Annotated in this window: 35 protein-coding genes; 2 read left to right on the forward strand and 33 right to left on the reverse strand. The window is 57.2% G+C overall.

Translation table 11 applies throughout. The features are described 5' to 3' along the window. Window positions 1-10 precede the first annotated feature (10 nt). The 20 genes from AB1495_RS03290 to rpmC form a co-directional block, all read right to left on the reverse strand. Window positions 11-1,318, reverse strand: coding sequence for a replication-associated recombination protein A (locus AB1495_RS03290; protein WP_074634774.1), 1,308 nt, complete (start codon window positions 1,316-1,318; stop codon window positions 11-13). A gap of 4 nt (window positions 1,319-1,322) precedes the next feature. Continuing rightward, on the reverse strand, window positions 1,323-2,693 hold the full coding sequence (locus AB1495_RS03295; RefSeq protein ID WP_074634775.1) for a trypsin-like peptidase domain-containing protein: 1,371 nt from the start codon (window positions 2,691-2,693) through the stop codon (window positions 1,323-1,325). Window positions 2,694-2,831: 138 nt separating this feature from the next. Beyond that, a complete protein-coding gene (gene rplQ, locus AB1495_RS03300) occupies window positions 2,832-3,251 on the reverse strand; it encodes a 50S ribosomal protein L17 (protein WP_005849785.1) in 420 nt (139 codons plus the stop codon). A gap of 131 nt (window positions 3,252-3,382) precedes the next feature. Beyond that, window positions 3,383-4,399 (reverse strand): DNA-directed RNA polymerase subunit alpha, encoded by a 1,017-nt coding sequence (locus AB1495_RS03305; RefSeq protein ID WP_005849787.1) that lies wholly within the window; start codon window positions 4,397-4,399, stop codon window positions 3,383-3,385. Between the two features lie 116 nt (window positions 4,400-4,515). Further along, window positions 4,516-4,905, reverse strand: coding sequence for a 30S ribosomal protein S11 (gene rpsK / locus AB1495_RS03310; RefSeq protein ID WP_005849789.1), 390 nt, complete (start codon window positions 4,903-4,905; stop codon window positions 4,516-4,518). Between the two features lie 15 nt (window positions 4,906-4,920). Continuing rightward, window positions 4,921-5,289 (reverse strand): 30S ribosomal protein S13, encoded by a 369-nt coding sequence (rpsM, locus tag AB1495_RS03315; protein WP_005849790.1) that lies wholly within the window; start codon window positions 5,287-5,289, stop codon window positions 4,921-4,923. Between the two features lie 311 nt (window positions 5,290-5,600). Beyond that, window positions 5,601-6,248 (reverse strand): adenylate kinase, encoded by a 648-nt coding sequence (locus AB1495_RS03320; protein ID WP_037965940.1) that lies wholly within the window; start codon window positions 6,246-6,248, stop codon window positions 5,601-5,603. Continuing rightward, window positions 6,245-7,609, reverse strand: a complete 1,365-nt coding sequence (secY, locus tag AB1495_RS03325; RefSeq protein WP_037945112.1) for a preprotein translocase subunit SecY — start codon at window positions 7,607-7,609, stop codon at window positions 6,245-6,247. The genes AB1495_RS03320 and secY overlap by 4 nt, the downstream gene beginning before the upstream one ends. Window positions 7,610-7,729: 120 nt before the next feature. After that, window positions 7,730-8,212 carry a 50S ribosomal protein L15 gene (rplO, locus tag AB1495_RS03330; protein ID WP_009825296.1) on the reverse strand — a complete coding sequence of 161 codons (483 nt, stop codon included), beginning with the start codon at window positions 8,210-8,212 and terminating at the stop codon, window positions 7,730-7,732. Between the two features lie 236 nt (window positions 8,213-8,448). Then, entirely contained in the window at window positions 8,449-8,637 is a 189-nt protein-coding gene (gene rpmD / locus AB1495_RS03335) for a 50S ribosomal protein L30 (RefSeq protein WP_005849797.1), read from the reverse strand. A 2-nt stretch (window positions 8,638-8,639) separates the two neighbouring features. Further along, the gene (gene rpsE / locus AB1495_RS03340) at window positions 8,640-9,221 is read right to left on the reverse strand and encodes a 30S ribosomal protein S5 (protein ID WP_005849799.1); all 582 of its coding nucleotides are present in this window, start codon (window positions 9,219-9,221) and stop codon (window positions 8,640-8,642) included. A gap of 109 nt (window positions 9,222-9,330) precedes the next feature. Further along, entirely contained in the window at window positions 9,331-9,690 is a 360-nt protein-coding gene (rplR, locus tag AB1495_RS03345) for a 50S ribosomal protein L18 (RefSeq protein WP_005849801.1), read from the reverse strand. Window positions 9,691-9,701: 11 nt separating this feature from the next. Next, window positions 9,702-10,235, reverse strand: a complete 534-nt coding sequence (gene rplF, locus AB1495_RS03350) for a 50S ribosomal protein L6 (protein WP_005849804.1) — start codon at window positions 10,233-10,235, stop codon at window positions 9,702-9,704. 10 nt (window positions 10,236-10,245) lie between these two features. Continuing rightward, the gene (gene rpsH / locus AB1495_RS03355) at window positions 10,246-10,638 is read right to left on the reverse strand and encodes a 30S ribosomal protein S8 (RefSeq protein ID WP_005849806.1); all 393 of its coding nucleotides are present in this window, start codon (window positions 10,636-10,638) and stop codon (window positions 10,246-10,248) included. 12 nt (window positions 10,639-10,650) lie between these two features. After that, entirely contained in the window at window positions 10,651-10,956 is a 306-nt protein-coding gene (gene rpsN / locus AB1495_RS03360) for a 30S ribosomal protein S14 (protein ID WP_005849808.1), read from the reverse strand. Window positions 10,957-10,975: 19 nt separating this feature from the next. After that, complete coding sequence (gene rplE, locus AB1495_RS03365; RefSeq protein WP_005849810.1) at window positions 10,976-11,539, reverse strand: 50S ribosomal protein L5; 564 nt, start codon at window positions 11,537-11,539, stop codon at window positions 10,976-10,978. Continuing rightward, on the reverse strand, window positions 11,532-11,843 hold the full coding sequence (gene rplX, locus AB1495_RS03370) for a 50S ribosomal protein L24 (RefSeq protein WP_005849812.1): 312 nt from the start codon (window positions 11,841-11,843) through the stop codon (window positions 11,532-11,534). The genes rplE and rplX overlap by 8 nt, the downstream gene beginning before the upstream one ends. After that, on the reverse strand, window positions 11,843-12,211 hold the full coding sequence (gene rplN / locus AB1495_RS03375) for a 50S ribosomal protein L14 (RefSeq protein WP_005849814.1): 369 nt from the start codon (window positions 12,209-12,211) through the stop codon (window positions 11,843-11,845). Before rplN ends, rplX begins: the two co-directional genes overlap by 1 nt. A gap of 157 nt (window positions 12,212-12,368) precedes the next feature. Next, window positions 12,369-12,608: a 30S ribosomal protein S17 gene (gene rpsQ / locus AB1495_RS03380; RefSeq protein ID WP_005849816.1), complete on the reverse strand. Its 240-nt coding sequence runs from the start codon at window positions 12,606-12,608 to the stop codon at window positions 12,369-12,371. Window positions 12,609-12,623: 15 nt separating this feature from the next. Beyond that, window positions 12,624-12,830: a 50S ribosomal protein L29 gene (gene rpmC, locus AB1495_RS03385; protein WP_005849818.1), complete on the reverse strand. Its 207-nt coding sequence runs from the start codon at window positions 12,828-12,830 to the stop codon at window positions 12,624-12,626. Window positions 12,831-12,991: 161 nt separating this feature from the next. Here rpmC and AB1495_RS03390 point away from each other — a divergent pair, with 161 nt between their 5' ends. After that, the gene (locus AB1495_RS03390) at window positions 12,992-13,612 is read left to right on the forward strand and encodes a TIGR02466 family protein (RefSeq protein ID WP_009825297.1); all 621 of its coding nucleotides are present in this window, start codon (window positions 12,992-12,994) and stop codon (window positions 13,610-13,612) included. On the opposite strand, the gene AB1495_RS03395 is transcribed toward AB1495_RS03390, so the two are convergent. Then, window positions 13,609-13,821, reverse strand: coding sequence for a hypothetical protein (locus tag AB1495_RS03395; RefSeq protein ID WP_005849822.1), 213 nt, complete (start codon window positions 13,819-13,821; stop codon window positions 13,609-13,611). The two genes, AB1495_RS03390 and AB1495_RS03395, sit on opposite strands and share 4 nt — an antisense overlap. 213 nt (window positions 13,822-14,034) lie before the next feature. On the opposite strand from AB1495_RS03395, the gene AB1495_RS03400 reads away from it, so the two are divergent. Then, window positions 14,035-14,499, forward strand: coding sequence for a hypothetical protein (locus tag AB1495_RS03400; protein WP_074634776.1), 465 nt, complete (start codon window positions 14,035-14,037; stop codon window positions 14,497-14,499). A 92-nt stretch (window positions 14,500-14,591) separates the two neighbouring features. Here the strand turns inward: AB1495_RS03400 and rplP are convergent, their stop codons facing one another. The 12 genes from rplP to fusA all read right to left on the reverse strand — a co-directional run bounded on the left by rplP (window position 14,592) and on the right by fusA (window position 24,399). Then, window positions 14,592-15,005, reverse strand: a complete 414-nt coding sequence (gene rplP, locus AB1495_RS03405) for a 50S ribosomal protein L16 (protein WP_005849828.1) — start codon at window positions 15,003-15,005, stop codon at window positions 14,592-14,594. A 13-nt stretch (window positions 15,006-15,018) separates the two neighbouring features. Next, window positions 15,019-15,726, reverse strand: a complete 708-nt coding sequence (gene rpsC, locus AB1495_RS03410; RefSeq protein ID WP_005849830.1) for a 30S ribosomal protein S3 — start codon at window positions 15,724-15,726, stop codon at window positions 15,019-15,021. Next, complete coding sequence (gene rplV / locus AB1495_RS03415; protein WP_005849831.1) at window positions 15,726-16,106, reverse strand: 50S ribosomal protein L22; 381 nt, start codon at window positions 16,104-16,106, stop codon at window positions 15,726-15,728. Before rplV ends, rpsC begins: the two co-directional genes overlap by 1 nt. A 3-nt stretch (window positions 16,107-16,109) precedes the next feature. Beyond that, window positions 16,110-16,388, reverse strand: a complete 279-nt coding sequence (rpsS, locus tag AB1495_RS03420) for a 30S ribosomal protein S19 (protein WP_005849833.1) — start codon at window positions 16,386-16,388, stop codon at window positions 16,110-16,112. Window positions 16,389-16,391: 3 nt separating this feature from the next. Next, entirely contained in the window at window positions 16,392-17,234 is an 843-nt protein-coding gene (gene rplB, locus AB1495_RS03425) for a 50S ribosomal protein L2 (RefSeq protein ID WP_005849835.1), read from the reverse strand. Between the two features lie 272 nt (window positions 17,235-17,506). Further along, window positions 17,507-18,382, reverse strand: a complete 876-nt coding sequence (locus AB1495_RS03430; protein ID WP_074634777.1) for a DUF1206 domain-containing protein — start codon at window positions 18,380-18,382, stop codon at window positions 17,507-17,509. 204 nt (window positions 18,383-18,586) lie between these two features. Further along, a complete protein-coding gene (locus tag AB1495_RS03435; RefSeq protein ID WP_005849839.1) occupies window positions 18,587-18,883 on the reverse strand; it encodes a 50S ribosomal protein L23 in 297 nt (98 codons plus the stop codon). After that, complete coding sequence (gene rplD / locus AB1495_RS03440; RefSeq protein ID WP_009825301.1) at window positions 18,880-19,497, reverse strand: 50S ribosomal protein L4; 618 nt, start codon at window positions 19,495-19,497, stop codon at window positions 18,880-18,882. The genes AB1495_RS03435 and rplD overlap by 4 nt, the downstream gene beginning before the upstream one ends. After that, a complete protein-coding gene (gene rplC / locus AB1495_RS03445) occupies window positions 19,494-20,336 on the reverse strand; it encodes a 50S ribosomal protein L3 (RefSeq protein WP_005849843.1) in 843 nt (280 codons plus the stop codon). Before rplC ends, rplD begins: the two co-directional genes overlap by 4 nt. Window positions 20,337-20,354: 18 nt before the next feature. Next, entirely contained in the window at window positions 20,355-20,672 is a 318-nt protein-coding gene (gene rpsJ, locus AB1495_RS03450; RefSeq protein WP_005849850.1) for a 30S ribosomal protein S10, read from the reverse strand. A gap of 320 nt (window positions 20,673-20,992) precedes the next feature. After that, window positions 20,993-22,168: an elongation factor Tu gene (gene tuf / locus AB1495_RS03455; RefSeq protein WP_005849852.1), complete on the reverse strand. Its 1,176-nt coding sequence runs from the start codon at window positions 22,166-22,168 to the stop codon at window positions 20,993-20,995. A 104-nt stretch (window positions 22,169-22,272) separates the two neighbouring features. Next, window positions 22,273-24,399, reverse strand: a complete 2,127-nt coding sequence (gene fusA / locus AB1495_RS03460) for an elongation factor G (protein ID WP_037941636.1) — start codon at window positions 24,397-24,399, stop codon at window positions 22,273-22,275. Window positions 24,400-24,402 lie beyond the last annotated feature (3 nt).

A 24,402-nucleotide genomic window follows, 5' to 3' on the forward strand; every position in this document is an offset into this window, starting at 1 on the left:
GCCCCGAATGTCAAGTTTTCCGCGTTGCCCGCAGCTTTTCGAAATAATCGACGCGTTTTTTCAGGTCACGTTCAAAGCCTCGTTCGACAGGTTGATAGAATTGCGGTCGCTCCATCCCGTCGGGAAAGTAGTTCTGGCCGGAAAACCCGTCTTCGGCATCATGGTCATAGGCATACCCCGCGCCGTAGCCCTGTTCTTTCATCATCTTGGTGGGCGCGTTCATGATGTGCTTGGGCGGCAAAGAGGAGCCGGTTTGCTTGGCCGCACGCCGCGCAGCCTTATAGGCCACGTAGGCCGCGTTCGACTTCGGGGCCAGCGCGAGATAGGTCAACGCCTGCGCAATCGCCAGTTCCCCTTCGGGCGAGCCGAGCCGCTCGTAGGTCTCCCACGATTGCAGGCAAACAGACTGAGCTTGCGGATCGGCAAGCCCGATATCCTCGACCGCCATGCGCGTGATCCGGCGCATCAGATACCGCGGGTCTTCGCCCCCCTCCAGCATCCGCGCCAACCAGTACAGCGCCGCGTCAGGGTCAGAGCCGCGCACGGATTTATGCAGCGCTGAGATGAGGTTATAATGCGCGTCCCCCCCTTTGTCGTATTGCGCCGCGCGCCGCATCAAACGCGCCGAGAGGGCCTTGCCGTCCAGCTTGCCCTCGACCTTCCAAGCGGCGACCTGCTCTATCAGGTTGAGCAACGCACGCCCGTCGCCATCGGCCATCTCAAGCAGGTTTTCACGCGCAGGCCCGTCCAGTGGCAAGCCACGACCCAGTTCCTTTTCGGCCCTTTCGGCCAGCCGTTCCAGATCGGACAACGGCAAACGCTCCAACACCAGAACCTGCGACCGGCTCAGCACAGCGGCGTTCAGCTCGAACGATGGATTCTCGGTCGTGGCCCCGACCAGCAGGATCGTTCCATCCTCCATATGAGGCAGAAAGCCGTCCTGCTGCGCCTTGTTAAAGCGGTGGATCTCGTCGACGAACAGCAGTGTCCCCTGCCCGTTCTGTCGCCGGATTTTCGCCGCATCAAAGACCTTGCGCAGCTCAGGCACACCGCTGAAAATCGCGCTGATCTGCACGAAATGCAGGTCCGTCTCATCTGCCAGCAGTCGCGCGATCGTCGTTTTGCCAACGCCGGGCGGGCCCCAGAAAATCAGCGACCCGAGCGAGCCCGACTGCAGCATCACCGTCAGCGGCGCGTCCGGCCCCAGCACCTGTGACTGACCGATGACCTCGCCCAAACTGCGCGGGCGCAGCCGGTCCGCCAACGGGCGGTGCCCGCTTTCCACAGCCGGTGCGTCCGATCCAAATAAGTCCGCCATCGCGCTAGACCCGGAATTGCAGCGACAGACGCTGCACGCCACGCTGCACCACCATCGACACCTGACGGCTGCCCGCCATCTGGTCGCTGACATCCGACGGTGTTTGCACCTCGGCCCCGTTCACGGCCAGGATCACATCCCCCTGCCGCAACCCCACGCGCCCACCATAGGGCCCGGTATCCATCACCGCCACACCCGCTACCTCAAGCGGGAGGTTCAATTCAGCCATCACAGCAGGATTGATCCGCGCCAACGCCAACCCTGGTAGCAAGCTGCTTTCATCCAGCGTGAGCGCGGCACGCGATGGCTCTTCCGGTGCGGCGATCAAGGCGACCTCAACCTCTTCCACCGCGCCATCGCGCAGCCGCGTGATCCGCGCTTGTGCGCCCATCCCGGCCACGCTCATGCGGTAGATCATCTCGGCGGGTGTATGTACCTCTTGCCCATCGACCGCCGTGATCACATCGCCGACTGCAACACCGGCCTTCAGAAACGGGCTGGCAGGGTGCATCCCCGACACGATGATGCCACCAGGCCGGTCCAGCCCCAGCGGGCCCGCCATATCCGCATCCACCGGCTGCCCGCTCATCCCCGCCCAAGGTCGGGTAAATTCAACGGCCCCGTCGCGCGCCTGCGCCATGAACGCCGCGATCAAATTGGCAGGTATCGCAAAGCCAATCCCGTTTGACCCGCCAGAGCGTGTTAAGATCGAGGTGTTGATCCCGATCAACCGCCCCTCTACGTCGATCAACGCACCGCCAGAGTTGCCCGGGTTGATCGGTGCATCCGTCTGGATGAAGTATCCCTGCCCGCCACCGTTCATCCCGCCAGACCGCGCAAGGCCTGACACGATCCCGCTGCTCACCGTTTGCCCGACCCCAAAGGGGTTGCCGATGGCCAGCGTCAACTCTCCGACCTCGACGGTATCGCTATCGCGCAACGACAAAGGGGTAAGCCCGTCGACGTCATCGATTTTCAGGATAGCCAGATCGCTCTCTGCATCGCTCAGCAGCACACGGGCGGAAAACTCGCGACGGTCCGACAGGACGATCCGAATGTCCGTCGACATCCCGACCACATGATAATTCGACACGACGATCCCGTCCTCCGACAGGATCACGCCGGACCCGAGCGAGTTCTGAACCCGCGGGCGGCCGGCGTCTGGCCGCCGGAAGAAACGTTCAAAGAAGGGATCAGCCTGCAGCGGCGTGCGGCTTTGCTCGACGATGGTGCGGGCGTAGATGTTCACCACGGCGGGGGCGGCCTCGCGCACCAGCGGCGCAAAGCTCAACTGGATCTGCGCGGCAGAGCTTGGCACAGTTTGCGCAGCGACGGGGAAAGACAGAACGGTCAGCAGGATCAGAAGTATTCTCATGCCCCCAGATATGCGCAGCCATAGGCCCTTGCGCAACACCCGAGTTCCAAATGGATTTAAATCCTCGCCGAAGGCATAAAAGCAAAAAGCCCCTGCGTTGGCAGGGGCTTTTAGAATTCTTAACAAAAGCAGGTCGCTTTAGTCTTCGGCAACCTCATAGGCCGCGACGCGCGCCTTGTCGTTTGCACCCTTCGCGTCACGGTCGCGATCTACGAATTCGATGATGGCCATAGGTGCCATGTCGCCATAACGGAAGCCCGCTTTCAGAACGCGGACATAGCCACCCTGACGGTCTTTGTAGCGTGGGCCCAGGATGTCGAACAGTTTCGCGACATACTGGTCTTGCTTAAGCTTGCTTGCAGCCTGACGACGCGCGTGCAGGTCGCCGCGCTTTGCCAATGTGATCATCTTTTCGATGATTGGCTTCAATTCTTTGGCTTTTGGCAATGTTGTTTTGATTTGCTCATGTTCGATGAGCGAGCCTGCCATGTTCGAGAACAACGCCTTGCGGTGCTCATGTGTACGGTTCAGGCGGCGGTAACCACGTGCGTGACGCATTTTCTAGTCTCCAATTTAATGCCCTCTACGGGCGGTTTTGCTTTGTCTGGTTGGCGTGCGTAGCGCCAACTCTCCTTGGGGCCGATGCCCGGTCGTATTGTCGGGCGGGGAAACCCCACCCGACAAATCTCTTAGAACGAATCCTCGAACTTTTTCGCGAGGTCTTCGATGTTGTCTGGTGGCCAGTCCTCGACGTCCATACCAAGGTGCAGGCCCATGCCCGACAGCACTTCCTTGATCTCGTTCAAGGACTTGCGGCCAAAGTTCGGCGTGCGCAGCATTTCGGCTTCGGTCTTCTGGATCAGATCGCCGATGTAGACGATGTTGTCGTTCTTCAGGCAGTTTGCCGAACGGACGGACAGTTCCAGCTCGTCTACTTTCTTCAGCAGCAGCGGGTTGAATTCCAGACCGTCGTCGTCGTCCTGACGCGATGCGGATTCGGGTTCGTCGAAGTTGACGAAGATGCCCAGCTGATCCTGCAGAATACGCGCAGCAAAGGCCACGGCATCGTCGGGAGAGATGGAGCCGTCTGTTTCGACTTTCATCGTCAGCTTGTCATAATCCAGCACCTGACCTTCACGGGTCGGCTGCACGTCATAGGACACTTTCTTGACCGGCGAATAGATCGCGTCGATCGGGATAAGACCGATAGGCGCATCTTCTGGCTTGTTCTTGTCTGCCGCAACATAGCCCTTGCCGGTGTTGACCGTCAGTTCCATGTAAACGTCAGCGTTGTCATCCAGGTGGCAGATCACGTGATCGCGGTTCAGAATTTCGATACCAGCGCTTTCAGAGATGTCACCAGCTGTGACAACACCCGGCCCCTTGGCAGAAATCGACAGGCGCTTGGGCCCTTCGACTTCCATGCGCAGGGAAACGCCTTTGAGGTTCAGAACGATGTCGGTGACATCTTCGCGAACACCCGCAACGCTCGAAAATTCGTGCAAAACATTATCAATTTGTACAGATGTGATGGCGGCACCTTGCAGCGACGACATCAGAACGCGGCGCAGCGCGTTGCCCATTGTCAAACCAAAGCCACGCTCGAGCGGCTCTGCGATGACAGTAGCCTGACGTGCAGGGTCATTGCCCGGCTTGACGTCCAACTGCTGTGGCTTGATCAATTCAGCCCAATTTTTGTGGATCATACGTCCCTCCATTCCTGTTCTGCGCCCCATGTCCAAATGGCGAAGAACTCCCGAGGTTTCAACAAAGCAGTAAGAGGCCGTGCGCAAAGGCGCGGCCCCTTTTGTAACTTATACTCTTAGACGCGGCGGCGTTTCGGAGGGCGGCAGCCGTTGTGCGCCATTGGGGTCACGTCACGGATCGATGTGATGTTGAACCCGGCAGCTGCCAGCGCGCGCAGGGCGCTTTCACGGCCGGAGCCGGGGCCTTGCACTTCGACTTCCAGCGTTTTCACGCCGTGGTCCTGGGCTTTTTTACCTGCATCTTCAGCAGCCATCTGAGCCGCGTAAGGTGTCGATTTACGCGACCCTTTAAAGCCCATGGTACCTGCGGAGGACCAGGAAATTGCGTTACCCTGAACGTCAGAGATCAGGATCTTTGTGTTGTTGAAGCTGGAGTTAACATGCGCCACACCTGCGGCGATGTTCTTGGAAACCTTACGCTTCGTCTTTGTCTTTTCGCGTGCCATTGATCAGACCCTCCCTTACTTCTTCTTACCGGCAATGGCCTTTGCAGGGCCTTTGCGCGTACGAGCGTTGGTGTGGGTACGCTGACCACGAACCGGCAGGTTACGACGGTGGCGCAGGCCACGGTAGCAACCAAGGTCCATCAGACGCTTGATGTTCATCTGCGTGTCGCGACGCAGGTCACCTTCGACGGTGTAGTTTTCGTCGATATACTCACGGATTTTCAGAATTTCAGCATCCGAAAGTTCGTTGATACGACGTGTGGAATCGATGCCAACAGCTTCGCAGATTGCAGCTGCGGAGGAGTTACCGATACCGGTGATATATGTGAGGGCGATTGGAACCCGCTTTGCAGTCGGGATGTTTACGCCGGCAATACGTGCCACGTGTGTGCTTCCTTTTCGTTGCGGGTCCGTCATGCCAGACCCTTTTTTCACAACGTGAAGCCCGAGGCGAATGTGCCGTCGGGCTCCAGCTGATCAGGTGTTCATGCGCAGGGCGTGATCGGGGCCCGTTGCAATTCGATTCTCTTACGAGATACGGCTGGTTATGAGGAATTGACCGGCGCGTCAACCCATAGCGGCGGTACGCCGTATGGATATGTCTTTCAAACCGAAAGCGCCCCACCCTGCCCCATACAATAGCAAAACGGCGCGCTTCGAAAAGCGCGCCGTTGCCTATCGGTCGTAAGGTTGGATTAAGCGTCCAGAACCTTGGCGATGCTGTCCTGCACCTCTTTAATGTCTGCCAAACCGTCAACGCGCGTGAGCATGTTGTGGGCGTAGTAATAGCCCAACAGCGGTGAGGTCTTCTTGTAGTATTCCATCAAACGATTGCGGAGGCTTTCCTCGTTATCGTCTGCGCGGCGCTTGAAGTCAGACGCGCCGCATTTCTCGCACTTACCGTCGGCTGGCTGGGGCTTTGTCACGTCGTGATAGACTTCGCCACAGTTGCCGCAGGTCGACCGACCAGAGATACGCGCAACCAGCGCCTCGTCATCCACGCCCAGCTGAATCACGTGATCCAATGGCTTGCCTGTCGCTTCCAGCAGTTCACCAAGCGCAGTGGCCTGCGCCAGCGTGCGTGGGAAACCGTCAAAGATGAAACCGCCGTGGTCAGTGGTGTCTTCCAGCTTTTCGCGGATCAGGCCGATCACGATCTCGTCGGTCACCAGATCACCGCGCGCCATGACATCAGCAACCATGTTGCCCATCTCGGTCCCGCTGTCTTTGGCTTCACGCAGCATGTCACCAGTGGAAAGCTGTACCATATTGCGTGTCTCAACCAGATGACGCGCTTGTGTACCTTTACCCGCTCCGGGTGGTCCTAAGAGAATAATGTTCATCGACGTACCGGGCTCCGTTTTTTCCGTGGTTTGCCAGACTTACCGCGCAACTGGGAACGTTCAAGCAGACCTTCATACTGATGTGCAAGCAGATGGCTTTGTACCTGCTGGATCGTGTCCATGGTCACGGACACAACAATCAGCACCGACGTACCGCCAAAGTAGAACGGGATCGCAAACTGGCCGCGCAGGATTTCGGGCAGAATACAAACCGCTGCGAGGTAAAGCGACCCGAGCACAAGAATGCGGTTCACGACATATTCCAGATACTCGGCGGTTTTCTTACCGGGACGGATGCCGGGGACGAAACCGTTCTGGTTCTTCAGGTTGTCCGCAACCTCGTCAGGTTTGAAGCTGACGTTGAACGTGTAGAAATACGCAAAGAAGACGATCATCGCGACAAAGAACAGCAGGTACAGCGGCTGGCCGGGGCCGAAGTTGGCCAGCAGAACCGACATCACCGGACCGGTAGAATTGCCCGAGAACGTGCTGATCGTGACCGGCAGCAGCAACAAAGAGCTGGCAAAGATCGCAGGGATAACACCGGCGGGGTTCACCTTGACCGGCAGGTGCGAAGAACCGCCATCGTACATCTTTTGCCCAACCTGACGGCGCGGGTACTGGATGTGGATCTTGCGCAAGGCGCGTTCCATAAAGACGACGAACATGATCGTCGCGATAACCATAACCAGCACGCCAACGATAATCGCGGGGCTGATCGCACCAGAACGACCCGAAGAGAAGAACTGCGCAATCGCGGCAGGAACCTCGGCGATGATGCCAACAAAGATGATCAGCGAGATACCGTTACCGATGCCGCGTGCGGTGATCTGCTCACCCAGCCACATCAGGAACATCGTGCCACCGACCAGCGTGATCATACAAGCGATGCGGAAATACATGCCCGGATCAGCGGCGATATCACCAGCCTCAAGGGAGACAGCCAAGCCATAGGCCTGAAGAGTCGCCAGAGCCACCGTACCGAAGCGGGTGTATTGGTTGATCTTCTTGCGCCCCTGCTCGCCCTCTTTCTTGAGCTGCTCAAGCGCGGGCACCATCGAGGTCATCAGCTGAACGATGATCGATGCAGAGATGTAGGGCATGATACCCAAGGCAAAGATCCCCATACGGCCAAGTGCGCCGCCGGTGAACATGGAAACCATGCCGCCGATACCTTGACCCGCGCTTTCCATAAACTGGCGCAGGGCGGTGCCGTCGATCCCGGGAACCGGAATGAACGTGCCAAGGCGATAAACGATCAACAACCCCAGAGTGAATAGAATCCGGTTGCGCAGGTCTGTCGCCTTGCCCAACGCGGACCAACTGGTGTTGGCGGCCATGCTTTCGACGGCTGATACCATGATATAGGGCTCTTTCTTTGCAAAAACGCCGCCCAAGCCGTTTTCCGGCGGGCGGCATTTGGGAAAACTCGATTGACTATGTAAGCGGGACGCGTCCCGCTCACAAGGCAAAAGGTCGGGTTACGCGTCTGCGTTTGCCGCGGCAGGTGCTGTGACGGTCAGTTTGCCGCCCGCTTTTTCTACGGCTTCAACCGCGGATTTGGATGCACCGGATACCTGCAGATCAACCTTGGCGTTGAAATCGCCTTTGGCCAGAACGCGGATACCGTCCAACTTGCGACGGACCAGACCGGAGGAAATCAGGGCGTCCTCGGTGATCGCAGCGGAGGCGTCGATCTTTTTGGCGTCGATGAATTTCTGGATCAGGCCCAGGTTCACAACGGCATAGGACTTCCGGTTTGGCTTGGTAAAGCCGCGCTTTGGAAGACGTTGGTACAAGGGCATCTGACCGCCTTCGTAACCGTTGATCGATACACCCGAACGGGATTTCTGACCTTTGATACCACGGCCACCCATTTTACCGGTGCCGGAACCAGGACCACGGCCTACGCGCTTGCGTTTCTTGGTGGCGCCTTCGTTGTCAGACAGTTCATGAAGTTTCATGTCGCTTCTCCTTTTGCCGGATGTGGCCCCCAGCGACGGGAGCGGCCAAACGCGGCGTTGCATGATTCTTGTGGCGGACTGGTGGCCACTTGGGGCGTATAGACGGGAGGCCTAAAGGTTTCAAGCCCTGCCCCAACTCCCAGGTGCCCGAGACAAATGAAAACGCCCCGTAGTTTCCCACGGGGCGTCGATACCGAGCAACAAGACCAATATAAAGTCTCTAGCTTTCTAGGCGTTCAGCCTTTTTCTTCGATGATCTCAACCATGTGAGAGATCTTGCGGATCATGCCGCGAACGGAAGGCGTGTCTTCCAGTTCACGCACACGGTGCATTTTGTTCAGACCCAGACCAATCAACGTAGCGCGCTGGTCGGCGGGGCGGCGGATTGGCGAGCCAACCTGCTTGATTACGATCGTCTTAGCCATGCTTATGCCTCCTCAGCGACTTGTGCGGACGATTCAACATTGTCCTCACGCTTGGGCAGAATGTCTGCAACTTTCTTGCCGCGACGCTGAGCAACAGCACGTGGCGAAGATTCTTTTTTCAGGCCGTCCATGGTGGCGCGGATCATGTTGTAAGGGTTCTGGGTCCCGATGGACTTCGATACAACGTCCTTTACACCCAGCATTTCGAATACGGCACGCATTGGACCACCGGCGATGATCCCGGTACCTTCTGGTGCTGTGCGCATTACAACGCGACCGGCGCCGTGACGGCCTTCCATGTCGTGGTGCAAAGTGCGGCCTTCGCGCAGCTGAACGCGGATCATTTGGCGCTTAGCTTGCTCGGTGGCTTTGCGAATGGCTTCTGGAACCTCTTTCGCTTTACCTTTGCCGAAACCTACGCGGCCCTTTTGGTCGCCAACAACGACAAGTGCAGCGAAGCCAAAGCGCTTACCACCCTTAACGGTTTTGGAAACGCGGTTGATCGCCACTAGGCGGTCGGCGAATTCGGGTGTCTCGTCGCGTTGGTTGCGGCGGTTGCCACCCCGGTTGTCATCTCTTGCCATGCGGCATCATCCTTTTGGTGCTGCGCTTGCGCGCGTCATAGAGTCAATCCAAGTGGGCAAAGCCCCCGGATCATCGAGGCGGCGCGAGACCCGCGCCGCCTACGTTCGCTTAGATTTTCAGACCGCCTTCACGGGCTGCATCGGCCAAAGCTTTGATCTTGCCGTGGAACAGGAAACCGCCACGGTCAAAATACGCTTCGCTTACACCGGCCTTCTTGGCACGCTCGGCGATTGCCGAACCAACCTTGGTCGCTGCTTCGATGTTGTTCTTGCCAACAACGCCCAAGTCTTTTTCCATCGAGGACGCGGAAGCCAATGTGACCCCGTTTACGTCGTCGATCAGCTGGGCGCTGATGTTTTTGTTCGAGCGGTGAACGGAGAGGCGAAGACGCCCTGCGTTGACCCGGCGAAGTTTGTTCCGAACGCGCAGGCGGCGTTTCAGAAACAGTTGTCTTTTGCTGTTTGCCATCTGTGCGATCCTTACTTCTTCTTGCCTTCTTTGCGGAAGACGAACTCACCCTTATAGCGGATGCCTTTGCCCTTGTAGGGCTCGGGCTTACGCCATGCGCGGATGTTCGCAGCGACCTGACCAACAAGCTGTTCGTCAATGCCTTCTACCACAATCTCGGTCTGTTTCGGTGCTGTGACTGTCACACCTTCAGGTGCCACATAGTCAACATCATGGGACAGGCCCAGGTTCAGTTTCAGCGTGTTGCCGTTCATGGCAGCACGATAACCAACACCCTGGATCTCAAGCTCTTTTTTGAAGCCTTCGGTGACGCCGGCAACCAGGTTGCTTACCATTGTGCGGCTCATGCCCCACTGCTGGCGTGCGCGCTTGGATTTGCCGCGTGGTGTGATGGTGACCACGTTGTCTTCGACAGCCAATGTAACGTCGTCAGTTGCTTTGAAGGAACGTGTTCCCTTGGGGCCTTTGACTTCGATGGTCTGGCCGCTCACGGATGCTGTAACACCGCTTGGCAGGTCGACCGGTTTTTTACCAATACGAGACATTTTGCTCTCCTTAGAATACGGTGCAGAGCACTTCGCCGCCAACATTCTGGCTGCGTGCATTCTGATCCGACATCACACCCTTGGGGGTGGAGACAATCGACACACCAAGGCCCTGACGGACAACGGGAATGTCATTGACGCCCATGTAGACGCGGCGACCGGGCTTGGAAACCCGCTTCAGCTCACGAATAACAGGTTCGCCCTCGTAGTACTTCAGGCTGATTTCAATCGCGGGGTGGCCATCGGCGCCCGTTTTTGCTTCGTAGCCACGGATGTAGCCTTCGTCTGCAAGCACGTCCAGAACCCATGCACGCAGCTTGGAAGCAGGTGTCATGACAGTGGATTTGCCGCGCAGCGAAGAGTTACGGATGCGTGTCAGCATATCTGCGATAGGATCGTTCATCTGATGCGCTCCTTACCAGCTCGACTTGACCATGCCGGGGATTTGGCCCGAAGAGCCAAGGTCCCGCAGCGCGATCCGCGAAATTTTCAGTTTACGGTAGTAAGCGTGTGGACGGCCTGTCAGCTGGCAACGGTTGTGCAGACGCACAGCGCTGGAGTTGCGAGGCAGTTTTGCCAGCTTCAGGGAGGCGCGGAAACGCTCTTCCATCGGCTTGGATTCGTCGCTTACGATCTCTTTCAAGGCAGCGCGCTTGGCAGCGTACTTCTTGACCAGTGCTTCGCGCTTCTTTTCGCGCTCGATCATGGATTTCTTAGCCATATCTAAATCCTCCCCGCGCTTACGATGTGAAGGGCATGTTGAACGCTTTCAACAGTGCCTTCGCTTCAGCGTCGGTTTTCGCCGTGGTGGCGATCACGATGTCCATTCCCCAAGTCTCATCAACTTTATCAAAGTCGATTTCGGGGAACACGATGTGCTCTTTCAAGCCCATGGCGTAGTTGCCACGGCCGTCAAAGCTGTTGCCGTTGATGCCGCGGAAGTCGCGGATACGAGGCATTGCGATCGTGATCAGACGATCCAGGAATTCGTACATACGCTCGCCACGCAGGGTTACTTTCGCACCCAAAGGCATGTCTTCACGTACGCGGAAACCAGCGATGGATTTCTTGGCAACAGTTGTCAGCGCTTTTTGGCCGGCGATTGTTGTCAGGTCTTCCTGTGCGGATTTGGCTTTCTTGCTGTCACGAACAGCTTCTGCACCACAGCCGATGTTCAGAACGATTTTATCCAGACGCGGGATCTGCATTTCGTTCTTGTAACCGAACTCTTCCTTCAGAGCAGCGCGAATTTTGTCCGCGTATTCGCCCTTCAGGCGGGGTGTGTATGTTGCGTTATCAAGCATCGATCACGTCCCCCGTGGTTTTTGCAAAGCGCACTTTCTTGTCGCCTTCGATTTTAAAGCCAACGCGGGTTGCTTTGCCGTTGGCATCAACCAGCGCCAGGTTGCTCAGATCGATGGGCATCGCTTTGGGAATACGGCCGCCTTGCGACGTCTGGGACTGACGCGTGGCGCGGATTGCCATGTTGATACCATCTACGATTGCTTTGTTGGCCTTTGGGTCAACGGACGAGATGGAACCCGTCTTGCCCTTGTCCTTGCCAGCAAGCACGATGACTTTGTCACCTTTGCGAAGTTTAGCAGCCATTACAGCACCTCCGGCGCAAGCGAGATAATCTTCATGAAGTTTTTGGCGCGCAGTTCGCGAACAACTGGGCCGAAGATACGTGTACCTACAGGTTCATTCGAGTTGTTCAGGATGACGGCGGCGTTACGATCGAAACGGATGGCTGTGCCATCTTCACGACGAACTTCCTTGGCAGTGCGAACGACGACGGCTTTACGCACGTCACCCTTTTTCACACGACCGCGAGGGATGGCTTCCTTGACCGACACGACAATGATGTCGCCGACGGATGCGTATTTACGCTTGGAACCACCCAATACCTTGATGCACTGAACACGGCGCGCGCCGCTGTTGTCAGCAACATCCAGGTTGGTCTGCATCTGGATCATTTGGTTTCTCCCGACCTTCTGGGGGGCGATGCGTGCCCTAACCCCAGGGTTTCGATTATATTGGTCTGCCCGAAATGGGCATCTCGCTAGTGCCTTTGGGCCTTGCCGCCCTCAGAGTCAAGGGAAACAAGGACCTCAGGCCCGAGCGAGCAGTACCTTAAGCCTCAGCGGCTTGCAGCACTTCCCAACGTTTGGTTTTCGACTTTGGTGCACATTCGATGATGCGAACAGCGTCGCCCACTTTAAATGTGTTGTTCTCATCGTGCGCCCGGTATTTTTTGGACTTACGAATGGTTTTCTTCAGAACCGGGTGCGTAAAGCGACGCTCTACGGATACGGTTACTGTCTGTGCGTTGGCATCGCTTGTCACGGTGCCTGTCAGGATACGTTTGGGCATACTCTCAGGCTCCTATTATTCAGCAGATGCCGCGGCAGCGGCTTTCTGGTTCAGAACGGTTTTGACACGTGCGACGTCACGCTTAACGGTCTTCAAACGTGCGGAGTTCTCCAGCTGGCCTGTGGCTTGCTGGAAACGCAGGTTGAAGGATTCTTTTTTCAGGTTTACAAGCTCATCGCGGAGTTGATCCGGCGTCTTGTCGTGCAGTTCTTTGGCGTTCATCGCCTCTTCCTTTCGACATCACCAGTAGGCCCCTTATGGGTGACCATGATTCTGGTGGAGTTCATGTGAAAGGTTCCTCTACAGGCCCTACCCCTGTTTGGCAAGCAAGCTTTCTATAAAACCGTATCGCCACCCAGAACAGGCTGATATAGAACGACCCTATGTCACAGATAGAATCCCTTTTCGTCACCCGTCTTTACCGCGCCGCCCTGTCCGAGCACGGTCAACCCGTTGATCCGGCCGAGCTGGAGGCCGCGTGCCTGTCCATCGCCGAGGATGACGAGGCCGGGCAGGAATGGTGCGAGGAGCATGATTTCCCGGGCTACACCAGCTATGCGTCGCTCACCGATCTGCCGTGGCGCTTCCCGATCTTCAAGACCGTTAAGAAAGCGCTGGATAAACACGTCAAAGCCTTTGCAAAGGAACTGGCGTTTGATCTGGACGGGCGCAAGCTCAAGCTGGAAGACCTCTGGATTAACATCCTACCCGAAGGCGGTATCCATACGGCGCATATCCATCCCCATTCGGTGATCTCCGGCACGACCTATGTGGCGATGCCCGAAGGCACGAGCGCGCTTAAGCTCGAAGATCCGCGGCTGCCGATGATGATGGCTGCCCCCGGTCGCAAGAAAGACGCCCCGCGGGAGCTGCGCCAGTTCGTCTATGCAGAACCCGTCGTCGGTGACGTGCTGCTTTGGGAAAGCTGGCTGCGGCACGAAGTGCCGATGAACATGTCCGAAGACGATCGCATCTCGGTCTCGTTCAACTACGCCTGGGGTTAACCACGTTTGGGCGGCGTTGCCTTGCGCGCCGCCTCTTGCTCTTTGATCGCGGCCTTTTCCTCTTTCGTCAGCTTATTGCCCCACTGATTATTGCTAAGACCCAGATCATCCGGCATCGGCTTGGTCTTGCCCTTTTTGATCGTACCCCCCTTCTCAAGAAACGCTTTGATCAGGTCTTCGTCGGTGGTGGGCTTGGGCACATGTTTCATGTCAGCTCCTATAGGCAGGTTAGCCCGAGCCTATGCGCCACGCCTTGCGCTGGCTAGACCCTGCCGCCGCTTATTCATCATGCATTAATGTTTCAAAAACCGCGGGCTGGATCACGTCACCGCGGGTTCAGCAGCTTATGACTAGGATTGCATGTGTCCCGGTGCCATCTCGACCCCGTTACCGTAAACGATGCGCACATAAGGAAGCCCCACGTGGATACCCCAAACCAAATCCCCCTGCCCGCCCTTGCCCTTGCCGGTCTGGTCGGCGAACTCACATTCGAGGCCTACGCATGGCTCGCCTCTCCCGTCCTGTTCGGCGTCAAGCTAGAACCCGCGAACCTGGTCATCGGGCTAAGCAAAAAGCTTTTGGGCCTCGACCTGACTTACGGCGCGGCCTTCGCGGTCCACTTCCTGATTGGAGCGTTAGGATTTGCAGCGGTGGTCTATCTGACCAAGCGGATGACACAGCTCGGCTATTTCGGCGCGGGTGCCCTGGCCGGAGTCATCTTGTGGTTTGTCGCCCAAGGTATTTTGGCACCGCTGATGGGGCGTAGCTTCATGATGGGTTTTGGCACCTACACGCAGTCATCCTTCGTGGGGCACGTGGGCATGACCATTGTCATCGCGATGGTCTGGCAAAAACTGGCGCGCCGCCCCGCCAAGCTGTTTACCTAAACCCCGCACCGACCGACAAAAACAAAAGCCCCCGCTGATGTCTCAGCGGGGGCTTTTCTATTCATTCTCCGACAGATGTCGAAGCGAAGGTCTTACCAATCTTCGCGTACAACGACGCGGGTTTTGATAGGCAGCTTCATCGCGGCAAGACGCAGAGCTTCTTGTGCAACGTCCTCGGCGACACCGTCGATTTCGAACATAACACGGCCTGGCTTGACCTTGCAGACCCAACGATCCACGGAACCTTTACCTTTACCCATACGAACTTCGATGGGCTTTGCGGTGACAGGTACATCCGGGAAAATACGGATCCAGACACGACCTTGACGCTTCATGTGACGCGTCATGGCACGACGAGCAGCTTCGATCTGACGTGCAGTCACACGCTCGGGCTCGAGAGCCTTCAGACCGTAGGTGCCAAAGTTCAGGTCAGACCCGCCCTTTGCCACACCTTTGATACGGCCTTTGTGCTGCTTGCGGAATTTAGTACGCTTTGGTTGTAGCATCTTTCATTCCCCCTTAGCGACGACCGCCGGCACCGCGTGGTGCTGGGCCGTCTTGCATTTCTTGTGCCTTGCGGTCACGCGCAGCCGGGTCATGTTCCATGATCTCGCCTTTGAAGATCCAGGTTTTGATCCCGATGATGCCGTAAGCGGTCGACGCTTCAACATGCGCGTAATCGATGTCGGCACGCAGAGTGTGGAGCGGCACGCGGCCTTCACGGTACCATTCGGTACGCGCGATTTCTGCACCACCCAGACGACCAGCAACGTTCACACGGATACCCAGTGCACCCATACGCATGGCGTTCTGTACCGCACGCTTCATGGCGCGACGGAAAGAGACCCGGCGTTCCAGCTGCTGTGCGATGGATTCACCAACAAGGGCTGCGTCCAGCTCTGGCTTGCGCACTTCAACGATGTTGAGGTGCAGGTCAGATTTGGTGATCTTGGCGATTTTCTGACGCAGACCTTCGATGTCTGCACCTTTCTTGCCGATGATCACACCGGGGCGCGCTGTGTGGATCGTGACGCGGCACTTCTTGTGTGGGCGTTCGATGATCACACGGGCGATACCGGCCTGTGCACATTCTTTCTTGATGAAGTCACGGATGGCGAGGTCTTCGAGCAGAAGATCACCATAGTCCTTCGTATCGGCGTACCAGCGGCTGTCCCAGGTGCGGTTGACCTGAAGACGCATACCGATCGGATTTACTTTGTTACCCATCAGGCTTGCTCCTCAACTTGACGCACGACAATCGTGATTTCCGAAAACGGCTTGATGATCTTGCCGAAACGGCCACGCGCACGTGGACGACCACGTTTCATGATCAGGTTTTTGCCGACATATGCTTCGGCAACGACCAGCTCATCCACGTCAAGGTTGTGGTTGTTTTCGCCGTTCGCGATGGCGGACTGAAGGCACTTCTTCACGTCCTGTGCGATCCGCTTTTTCGAGAAGGTCAGGTCCGTCAGGGCCTTGTCTACCTTCTTGCCACGGATCATCGCGGCGACGAGGTTCAGTTTCTGCGGGCTTGTGCGAAGCATGCGCAGTTTTGCACGGGCTTCGTTGTCAGCCACGCGGCGGGGATTTTTATCCTTGCTCATGGCTTATTTCCGCTTCGCTTTTTTGTCAGCTGCGTGACCATAATAGGTGCGAGTTGGCGAATACTCACCAAACTTCTGACCGATCATTTCTTCGCTGACGTTTACTGGGATATGCTTGTGACCGTTGTACACGCCGAACGTCAGGCCAACAAACTGTGGCAGGATCGTGGAACGGCGCGACCAGATTTTGATCACTTCGCTGCGACCGCTTTCGCGGGAGGCTTCGGCCTTCTTGAGGACATAAGAGTCAACAAAAGGACCTTTCCATACTGAACGAGACATCTATTAACGCCCCTTCTTCTTGGCGTGGCGCGAGCGTAGGATAAGCTTGCTGGACGCTTTGTTCTTGTTGCGGGTTTTTGCACCCTTTGTGGGCTTGCCCCAAGGCGTAACAGGGTGACGACCACCCGATGTACGGCCTTCACCACCACCGTGAGGGTGGTCGATCGGGTTCATAACAACACCACGTACCGAAGGGCGGATACCCTTGTGACGCATGCGGCCCGCTTTACCGTAGTTCTGGTTGGAGTTGTCAGGGTTGGACACGGCACCAACGGTGGCCATGCATTCCTGACGCACCAGACGCAGTTCGCCCGAGGACAAACGGATCTGAGCGTATCCACCATCACGGCCTACGAACTGTGCGTAGGTACCGGCGGCGCGTGCGATCTGGCCGCCTTTGCCAGGCTTCATTTCGATGTTGTGAACGATTGTACCGATTGGCATGCCCGAAAATGGCATAGCGTTCCCAGGCTTGATGTCGGCCTTGGCCGAGGAAATCACCTTGTCGCCAACAGCGATACGCTGTGGGGCCAGGATGTAAGCCTGTTCGCCGTCTTCGTACTGGATCAGTGCGATGAATGCGGTCCGGTTAGGGTCATATTCGATACGTGCGACAACCGCGGACATGTCCAGCTTGTTGCGCTTGAAATCGACGATACGGTAAAGGCGCTTTGCCCCACCGCCTGTGCGACGCATTGTGATCCGTCCGGTGTTGTTCCGACCGCCAGATTTGGTCAAACCCTGTGTAAGGGATTTGACCGGGCGGCCTTTCCAAAGCTCCGAACGGTCGATCAGTACCAGCCCACGCTGGCCTGGCGTCGTCGGTTTGTACGACTTGAGTGCCATGTTCTCTGTCTTCCGTTTTGCTTGTCCCCGACGCCGTCGTGATGGTGCCGAGATGGTTGTAGGGCCCCGAAGGTCCCCAATTTGAAATGCCAGACAAAGAACCCCTTTGTCCAACCTCGCGCTTGGCTAGAACTCACCAATGCGCAAAACGACACAGCCCCGGACGAATCCGGGGCACTGCCGATGGGGTCGTTTAGGGGAGGATCAGCCGAGGGTCAAGGGAGCGTTCGGGAATAGTCTCGAAAACCCGACGTAGACCTACGCGGCGCCCTTCAAGACGCCATCGCCTTGACCTTGCGTGCGACGCTTTCAACCGACGGGTCGGCAGCCTTCGGTACAATACGGTAGACCGCATTCACAAAGCAGAACAGCGAAAACATCAGCAATCCGGCACAGAGCAGCCCGACCAGCACGCGCCCGTAGGCCTGCTGGTGCAACCACTCAAACGCCGCATCGATACCGCCTGCACTCGACGCATTGGCGCTTATCGCGGCATAGGCGATCAAACCACCGATGATCAGCACCACGACACCCTGCGCAGCCACGCCGATACGCAACAGCGGATTCCAATGCAGGGTAAAGTGGTTGGCCTCCAGATGCTCCCGGTACGACTGTGACGCTGCCTTGTAGAAATAGTAGAACCCCGTGCCCATCGTCGCCAGACCGATCCCGCCCACGACCCACACGCCCGCTGTCGTTTGCAAAAACTGGTTCAGCAGCTCCTTACTGCTAGAGCCAGACGACGCCACCCCCAGCACCGTCACGGCCAGTGCACCGATGGCACCGTGGATCAGGCCGGTGACCAGCATCCCGAAACGCGCGACGATGCCCTTGGCCCCGCTGCCATATGCCTCAAGGTCCCAAAAGCTATCAACCGCGCGCCAGATCGCATAGGCGAACATGCCCGTGGCGATCGCGAAGATCACTGCAAACCCCGTCGCGCCGTCTAATGACTGCAGCGTCGACTTGGTGCCCTCGGCCTGACCACCAGATACAACGGACCATAGCGACAGCCCGGCCACGACAAGGTAAACCAATCCGCGCCCGGCATACCCCGTCCGCATGATCGGCACGGCCCAGGCGAAATCGTCGGGGTCATTATCAGACAGTATCTCTGATCGGGTGGACTGGACGGAGTTGATCGACATTGTGGCGCTATCCCTTCGGGCAAAGCCGGCCCCCATTCAGCGGGGCCATTCCTTTGACGTGATGTGCAAGGTCAACGCGCCGTAGGTCGGCAGGTTCCCGCGCGACATGCGCAGCGGGTATCATGCAGGCATCACCGCCCTCAAAACGGAAAAGGCCCCCCGCCTTGCAGCGAGGGGCCCTTTAACTTTTACGTCCCGGCTGACTTACAGACCGGTGGATACGTCGATGGAGTTACCTTCTTCGAGCGTAACGTAAGCCTTTTTCACGTCTTTCCGGCGACCCATCTGGCCACGGAAACGCTTTGCCTTGCCTTTGGTGATGGTCGTGTTCACGGCCTTCACCTTGACACCAAAGAGAGCTTCAACAGCTTCTTTGATCATTGGCTTGTTGCTGTCGATCGCAACTTCGAAAACGACTGCATTGTGCTCGGAAGCCATTGTCGCTTTTTCAGTGATGATCGGCTTGCGGATCACATCGTAATGTTCGTGCTTGGCGCTCATTTCAAACGGGCCTCCAGTGCTTCGATCCCCGCTTTGGTGATCACGAGAGTGTCACGCTTGAGGATGTCATAGACGTTTGCACCCATCGTCGGCAGGATATCCAGACCTTCGATGTTGCGCGCGGCTTGCAAGAAGTTCTCATTTACCGAGGCACCGTCGATGATCAACGCGCGTTTCCAGCCCAGGTTCTTAACCTGTTTGGCCAAAGCAGCTGTTTTCCCATCGGATGTGGCATCGTCGATGATGACCAGGTTGCCGGTTTTTGCCTTGGAAGACAAAGCGTGGCGCAGACCCAGTTTGCGGAACTTCTTGGTCAGATCGTGGCCGTGGCTACGAGGGGTTGGACCCTTGTAGATACCACCCGAACGGAAGATCGGTGCAGAACGTGCGCCGTGGCGTGCGCCGCCGGTGCCTTTCTGACGGTAGATCTTCTTGGTCGAATAGCTGACCTCGGACCGTGTCTTGACCTTGTGCGTACCCTGCTGCGCGTTGTTACGCTGCCAGCGGACAACACGGTGCAGAATGTCGGCGCGTGGCTCAAGACCGAACAGGGCCTCGTCCAAGTCTACCGAACCGGCTGCGCCGCCGTCGAGTTTGATGACATCAAGTTTCATTCGTCACCTTCCTTCTTGTCCGACTCAATGGATGCTTCGGCTTCGGCAAGTGCGGCAGCTTCGGTCGCTGCTTGCTCTTCTGCCAAGCGTGCTGCTTCTGCTTCGGCCTCTGCAGCGGCTGCTGCGGCGGCTTCTTCAGCGGCTTTTGCGGCTTCGTCAGCGGCGGATTTCAAAGCGGCCGGCAGGATCGCGTCTGCTGGGAACGGCTTTTTCACCGCGTCCTTAACAGTCACCCAACCACCTTTGGAGCCTGGTACGGCGCCTTTGACCATGATCAGACCGCGTGCGCTGTCAGTTTTGACAACTTCGAGGTTCTGCGTGGTAACACGGGCAGCACCCATGTGACCGGCCATTTTCTTGCCTTTGAAAACCTTGCCTGGATCCTGACACTGACCTGTCGAACCGTGCGAACGGTGAGAGATCGAAACACCGTGTGTCGCACGCAGACCGCCAAAGTTGTGGCGTTTCATCGCACCGGCAAAACCTTTACCGATGGAGGTGCCTGCAACGTCAACATACTGACCAGCAAAGTAGTGATCGGCGATGATTTCTTCGCCAACGTTCAACATGGCTTCGGGGTCCACACGGAACTCCGCAACCTTACGCTTGGGTTCAACCTTTGCCGCAGCAAAGTGACCACGCATGGCCTGCGACGTCCGCTTGGCCTTGGCTGTACCTGCACCAAGCTGAACAGCTGTGTAGCCGTCCTTCTCGGGGGTACGCTGAGCAACAACCTGCAGTTTGTCGAGCTGAAGAACGGTCACAGGGATCTGCTTACCGTCTTCCATGAACAAACGGGTCATGCCCATCTTTTTTGCAATAACGCCTGAGCGCAACATATTATTACCCTCCTACGCTTATGACTGCAGCTTGATCTCGACGTCCACACCAGCGGCCAGGTCGAGCTTCATCAGCGCGTCCACGGTCTGGGGGGTCGGATCAACGATATCCAGCAGACGCTTGTGCGTGCGGATTTCGAACTGGTCACGGGATTTCTTGTCAACGTGTGGGCCACGCAGAACTGTGAATTTTTCGATCTTGTTCGGCAGCGGGATTGGGCCGCGAACAGATGCACCGGTACGCTTGGCGGTGTTAACGATTTCCTGTGTGGACGCATCCAGCACGCGGTAATCGAACGCCTTCAAACGGATGCGGATATTTTGGCTTTGTGCCATATGTCATCATCCCTCATTGGGAGTAGAAACGAAGAGGAAGAGACGCCTCATCACGGCCCTTCATTGCGTTTTGTCGTAAATCAAACGGGGCGCGTAAAAACGCACCCCGCTGAGACTTGCGCTCTATAGGTCGAGTCGCGCCATGTGGCAAGGGGGGAATCCGAGGTTTCGCTCGAATCCGCCCAGTACGACCGCAATCAGCGGTCAAACCGGTAGTGTCACAGCCAGCACCGCCCGTCCCCAAGCCACGAAAAAGGCCGCCCCTTGTGGGAGCGGCCTTCGTCTTGTTGCCGGTGCGCGGGGGTGACCCGCGGGTTGGCTTACTCGGTGATTTTGGAAACCACGCCCGCGCCAACGGTACGACCGCCTTCGCGGATCGCGAAGCGCAGACCGTCTTCCATCGCGATGGGGGCGATCAGTTCGACGTCGAACTGCAGGTTGTCGCCAGGCATAACCATTTCAGTGCCTTCTGGCAGTTGAACGGTACCGGTGACGTCTGTTGTCCGGAAGTAGAACTGTGGACGGTAGTTCGCGAAGAACGGCGTGTGACGGCCACCCTCTTCTTTGGTGAGGATATAGGCTTCGGCTGTGAACTTGGTGTGCGGCTTAACCGAACCTGGCTTACACAGAACCTGACCACGCTCAACACCTTCACGGTCGATACCGCGCAGCAGGGCACCGATGTTGTCGCCAGCTTCCCCACGGTCCAGCAGTTTGCGGAACATTTCAACGCCGGTACATGTGGTTTTCTTGGTGTCGCGGATGCCAACGATTTCGATTTCGTCGCCAACGTTGATCACGCCACGCTCAACACGGCCGGTCACAACTGTACCACGACCGGAGATCGAGAAGACGTCTTCCACAGGCATCAGGAACGGCTGGTCAACAGCGCGCTCTGGTGTCGGGATGTAGTTGTCGACTTCTTCCATCAGCTTGCGGATGGAGTTCTCGCCGATGTTCTCGTCACGGCCTTCCATCGCCGCCAGAGCGGAACCGGGGATCACAGGGATGTCGTCGCCTGGGTAGTCGTAGGAAGACAGCAGTTCGCGGATTTCCATTTCAACCAGTTCCAGCAGCTCTTCATCGTCCACCTGGTCTACTTTGTTCATGTAGACAACCATGGCGGGGATGCCGACCTGACGGCCCAGCAGGATGTGCTCGCGGGTCTGTGGCATGGGGCCATCAGCAGCGTTCACAACCAGGATCGCGCCGTCCATCTGCGCCGCACCGGTGATCATGTTTTTCACATAGTCAGCGTGGCCTGGGCAGTCGACGTGGGCGTAGTGACGGCCTTCGGTCTCATACTCGACGTGTGCGGTCGAGATGGTGATGCCGCGTGCTTTTTCTTCGGGCGCGCCGTCAATCTGGTCATAGGCGCGGAAGTCGCCGAAGTACTTGGTGATCGCCGCGGTCAACGTGGTTTTGCCGTGGTCAACGTGACCAATGGTACCGATGTTAACGTGTGGTTTATTACGTTCAAACTTTGCCTTAGCCATGGTGGCCTCCTTGGTTTTCAAATTGGGCGGTGGGTTGGACACCCACCCTACGGTTTGGGTAGGGCGGGGTTATCCCCGCCGTCCCAGTTATTGCAACGCGCCAGTTACGCGAATTTCGCTTGGATCTCGTCAGAGATGTTCTGCGGAACAGGTTCGTAGTGCGAGAACTGCATGGTGAAGTTCGCACGACCCGACGACATCGAACGCAGCGTGTTGATGTAGCCGAACATGTTGGCCAGCGGCACCTGTGCGTCGATCGCGATTGCGTTCCCGCGTGTGTCCTGACCCTGAACCTGACCGCGACGCGATGTCAGATCGCCGATGATCCCGCCTGTGTAGTCCTCAGGGGTGATAACTTCGACTTTCATGATCGGTTCGAGCAGTTTCGCACCAGCTTTACGCATGCCTTCGCGCATACCCATACGGGCCGCGATTTCAAACGCCAGAACGCTGGAGTCAACGTCGTGGAATTTACCGTCGATCAGAGCAACCTTGAAGTCGATGACCGGGAAGCCCGCCAAAGGACCGGAGTCCATGACCGAGTTGATCCCTTTTTCGACGCCCGGGATGTATTCTTTCGGAACGGCACCACCAACGATGCGGCTTTCGAAGGAATAGCCTTCGCCTGGCTCGGTTGGCATCAGGATCATCTTCACCTCGGCGAACTGACCGGAACCACCGGACTGTTTCTTGTGGGTGTAGGTGATTTCTGCTTCGCGCGAGATGGTCTCGCGGTAGGCAACCTGAGGCGCACCGATGTTCGCTTCAACTTTGAATTCACGACGCAGACGGTCCACCAGAATGTCGAGGTGAAGTTCGCCCATGCCCTTCATGATGGTCTGACCGGATTCCAGATCCGTTTCAACGCGGAAGGAGGGGTCTTCTGCAGCCAGACGCGCCAGACCGGTGGACATCTTCTCTTGGTCAGCCTTGGTTTTAGGCTCAACCGCGATTTCGATAACCGGATCGGGGAAGGTCATTGTTTCAAGAACAACAGGATCGTTGACGGCGCAAAGCGTGTCACCGGTTGTTGTGTCTTTCAGACCTGCCAGCGCGATGATGTCGCCCGCGAACGCTTCTTGAATCTCTTCACGATCGTTCGAGTGCATCATCATCATACGACCGACGCGCTCTTTCTTACCTTTGGTGGAGTTCAAGAGCGTGTCGCCCTTGTTCAGCACACCGGAGTAGATGCGGGTAAAGGTCAGCGAGCCAACAAAGGGGTCGTTCATGATTTTGAACGCCAGACCGGAGAAGGCCATGTCGTCATCCGCACGGCGTGGGATGTTACGTGTCTCTGTCTCGTCGCCTGGTTTGAAGCCCATGTAGTCAACAACGTCCATCGGGGATGGCAGATAGTCGATTACAGCGTTCAACAGAGGCTGAACACCTTTGTTTTTGAACGCGGAGCCGCAGAGTACGGGGATGAACTTGATCGCCAGTGTCCCTTTACGGATCAGACCGCGCAGGGTGTCGACGTCAGGCTCTGCGCCGTCCATCAGGTAGTTTTCCATGGCTTCGTCATCCATCTCGACCGCAGTCTCGATCAGATGCGCGCGCCATTCGTCGGCCAGGTCTTTCAACTCGGCACGGATTTCGCGTTGTTCCCAGCTCGCGCCAAGATCTTCACCGGCCCAGACCCATTCTTTCATGGTGACCAGATCGATCATGCCTTCCAGCTCGGTTTCGGCACCGATCGGGATCTGGATCGGCGCAGGTGTCGCACCGGTACGGTCTTTGATCATCTTCACGCAGTTGAAGAAGTCAGCGCCGATTTTGTCCATTTTGTTGACGAAAACGATGCGTGGAACCTTGTAGCGGTCCGCTTGGCGCCAAACGGTTTCGGTCTGGGGCTCAACACCGGCGTTGGCGTCAAGAACAGCAACCGCGCCGTCAAGAACGGCCAGCGAACGTTCAACTTCGATGGTGAAGTCAACGTGGCCGGGGGTGTCGATGATGTTCATCCGGTACTTGGTGTCGGATGTCGCGTCGGCTGTTGGCTCTTCCTGGCGCTGCCAGAAAGTTGTCGTCGCAGCGGAGGTAATTGTAATACCGCGTTCCTGCTCCTGCTCCATCCAGTCCATCGTGGCGGCACCGTCGTGCACTTCGCCGATGTTGTGGGACTTACCAGTGTAAAACAGGATCCGTTCGGAGCAGGTTGTTTTGCCTGCGTCGATGTGGGCCATGATGCCGAAATTGCGGTAGCGTGAGAGCGGATAGTCGCGTGCCATTGG

This window comes from Sulfitobacter pontiacus, from assembly GCF_040790665.1.
In the GTDB taxonomy this organism is placed as follows: domain Bacteria; phylum Pseudomonadota; class Alphaproteobacteria; order Rhodobacterales; family Rhodobacteraceae; genus Sulfitobacter; species Sulfitobacter pontiacus.

Bases quoted from the DNA above. Each gene is read 5' to 3' on its own strand.
- AB1495_RS03290 (WP_074634774.1), bottom strand. From the start codon at position 1,318: ATGGCGGACTTATTTGGATCGGACGCACCGGCTGTGGAAAGCGGGCAC.
- AB1495_RS03295 (WP_074634775.1), bottom strand. From the start codon at position 2,693: ATGAGAATACTTCTGATCCTGCTGACCGTTCTGTCTTTCCCCGTCGCT.
- rplQ (WP_005849785.1), bottom strand. From the start codon at position 3,251: ATGCGTCACGCACGTGGTTACCGCCGCCTGAACCGTACACATGAGCAC.
- AB1495_RS03305 (WP_005849787.1), bottom strand. From the start codon at position 4,399: ATGATCCACAAAAATTGGGCTGAATTGATCAAGCCACAGCAGTTGGAC.
- rpsK (WP_005849789.1), bottom strand. From the start codon at position 4,905: ATGGCACGCGAAAAGACAAAGACGAAGCGTAAGGTTTCCAAGAACATC.
- AB1495_RS03320 (WP_037965940.1), bottom strand. From the start codon at position 6,248: ATGAACATTATTCTCTTAGGACCACCCGGAGCGGGTAAAGGTACACAA.
- secY (WP_037945112.1), bottom strand. From the start codon at position 7,609: ATGGTATCAGCCGTCGAAAGCATGGCCGCCAACACCAGTTGGTCCGCG.
- rplO (WP_009825296.1), bottom strand. From the start codon at position 8,212: ATGAAACTTCATGAACTGTCTGACAACGAAGGCGCCACCAAGAAACGC.
- rpmD (WP_005849797.1), bottom strand. From the start codon at position 8,637: ATGGCTAAGACGATCGTAATCAAGCAGGTTGGCTCGCCAATCCGCCGC.
- rpsE (WP_005849799.1), bottom strand. From the start codon at position 9,221: ATGGCAAGAGATGACAACCGGGGTGGCAACCGCCGCAACCAACGCGAC.
- rplR (WP_005849801.1), bottom strand. From the start codon at position 9,690: ATGGCAAACAGCAAAAGACAACTGTTTCTGAAACGCCGCCTGCGCGTT.
- rplF (WP_005849804.1), bottom strand. From the start codon at position 10,235: ATGTCTCGTATTGGTAAAAAACCGGTCGACCTGCCAAGCGGTGTTACA.
- rpsH (WP_005849806.1), bottom strand. From the start codon at position 10,638: ATGAACGATCCTATCGCAGATATGCTGACACGCATCCGTAACTCTTCG.
- rpsN (WP_005849808.1), bottom strand. From the start codon at position 10,956: ATGGCTAAGAAATCCATGATCGAGCGCGAAAAGAAGCGCGAAGCACTG.
- rplE (WP_005849810.1), bottom strand. From the start codon at position 11,539: ATGCTTGATAACGCAACATACACACCCCGCCTGAAGGGCGAATACGCG.
- rplX (WP_005849812.1), bottom strand. From the start codon at position 11,843: ATGGCTGCTAAACTTCGCAAAGGTGACAAAGTCATCGTGCTTGCTGGC.
- rplN (WP_005849814.1), bottom strand. From the start codon at position 12,211: ATGATCCAGATGCAGACCAACCTGGATGTTGCTGACAACAGCGGCGCG.
- rpsQ (WP_005849816.1), bottom strand. From the start codon at position 12,608: ATGCCCAAACGTATCCTGACAGGCACCGTGACAAGCGATGCCAACGCA.
- rpmC (WP_005849818.1), bottom strand. From the start codon at position 12,830: ATGAACGCCAAAGAACTGCACGACAAGACGCCGGATCAACTCCGCGAT.
- AB1495_RS03390 (WP_009825297.1), top strand. From the start codon at position 12,992: ATGTCACAGATAGAATCCCTTTTCGTCACCCGTCTTTACCGCGCCGCC.
- AB1495_RS03395 (WP_005849822.1), bottom strand. From the start codon at position 13,821: ATGAAACATGTGCCCAAGCCCACCACCGACGAAGACCTGATCAAAGCG.
- rplP (WP_005849828.1), bottom strand. From the start codon at position 15,005: ATGCTACAACCAAAGCGTACTAAATTCCGCAAGCAGCACAAAGGCCGT.
- rpsC (WP_005849830.1), bottom strand. From the start codon at position 15,726: ATGGGTAACAAAGTAAATCCGATCGGTATGCGTCTTCAGGTCAACCGC.
- rplV (WP_005849831.1), bottom strand. From the start codon at position 16,106: ATGAGCAAGGATAAAAATCCCCGCCGCGTGGCTGACAACGAAGCCCGT.
- rpsS (WP_005849833.1), bottom strand. From the start codon at position 16,388: ATGTCTCGTTCAGTATGGAAAGGTCCTTTTGTTGACTCTTATGTCCTC.
- rplB (WP_005849835.1), bottom strand. From the start codon at position 17,234: ATGGCACTCAAGTCGTACAAACCGACGACGCCAGGCCAGCGTGGGCTG.
- AB1495_RS03430 (WP_074634777.1), bottom strand. From the start codon at position 18,382: ATGTCGATCAACTCCGTCCAGTCCACCCGATCAGAGATACTGTCTGAT.
- AB1495_RS03435 (WP_005849839.1), bottom strand. From the start codon at position 18,883: ATGAGCGCCAAGCACGAACATTACGATGTGATCCGCAAGCCGATCATC.
- rplD (WP_009825301.1), bottom strand. From the start codon at position 19,497: ATGAAACTTGATGTCATCAAACTCGACGGCGGCGCAGCCGGTTCGGTA.
- rplC (WP_005849843.1), bottom strand. From the start codon at position 20,336: ATGTTGCGCTCAGGCGTTATTGCAAAAAAGATGGGCATGACCCGTTTG.
- rpsJ (WP_005849850.1), bottom strand. From the start codon at position 20,672: ATGGCACAAAGCCAAAATATCCGCATCCGTTTGAAGGCGTTCGATTAC.
- tuf (WP_005849852.1), bottom strand. From the start codon at position 22,168: ATGGCTAAGGCAAAGTTTGAACGTAATAAACCACACGTTAACATCGGT.
- fusA (WP_037941636.1), bottom strand. From the start codon at position 24,399: ATGGCACGCGACTATCCGCTCTCACGCTACCGCAATTTCGGCATCATG.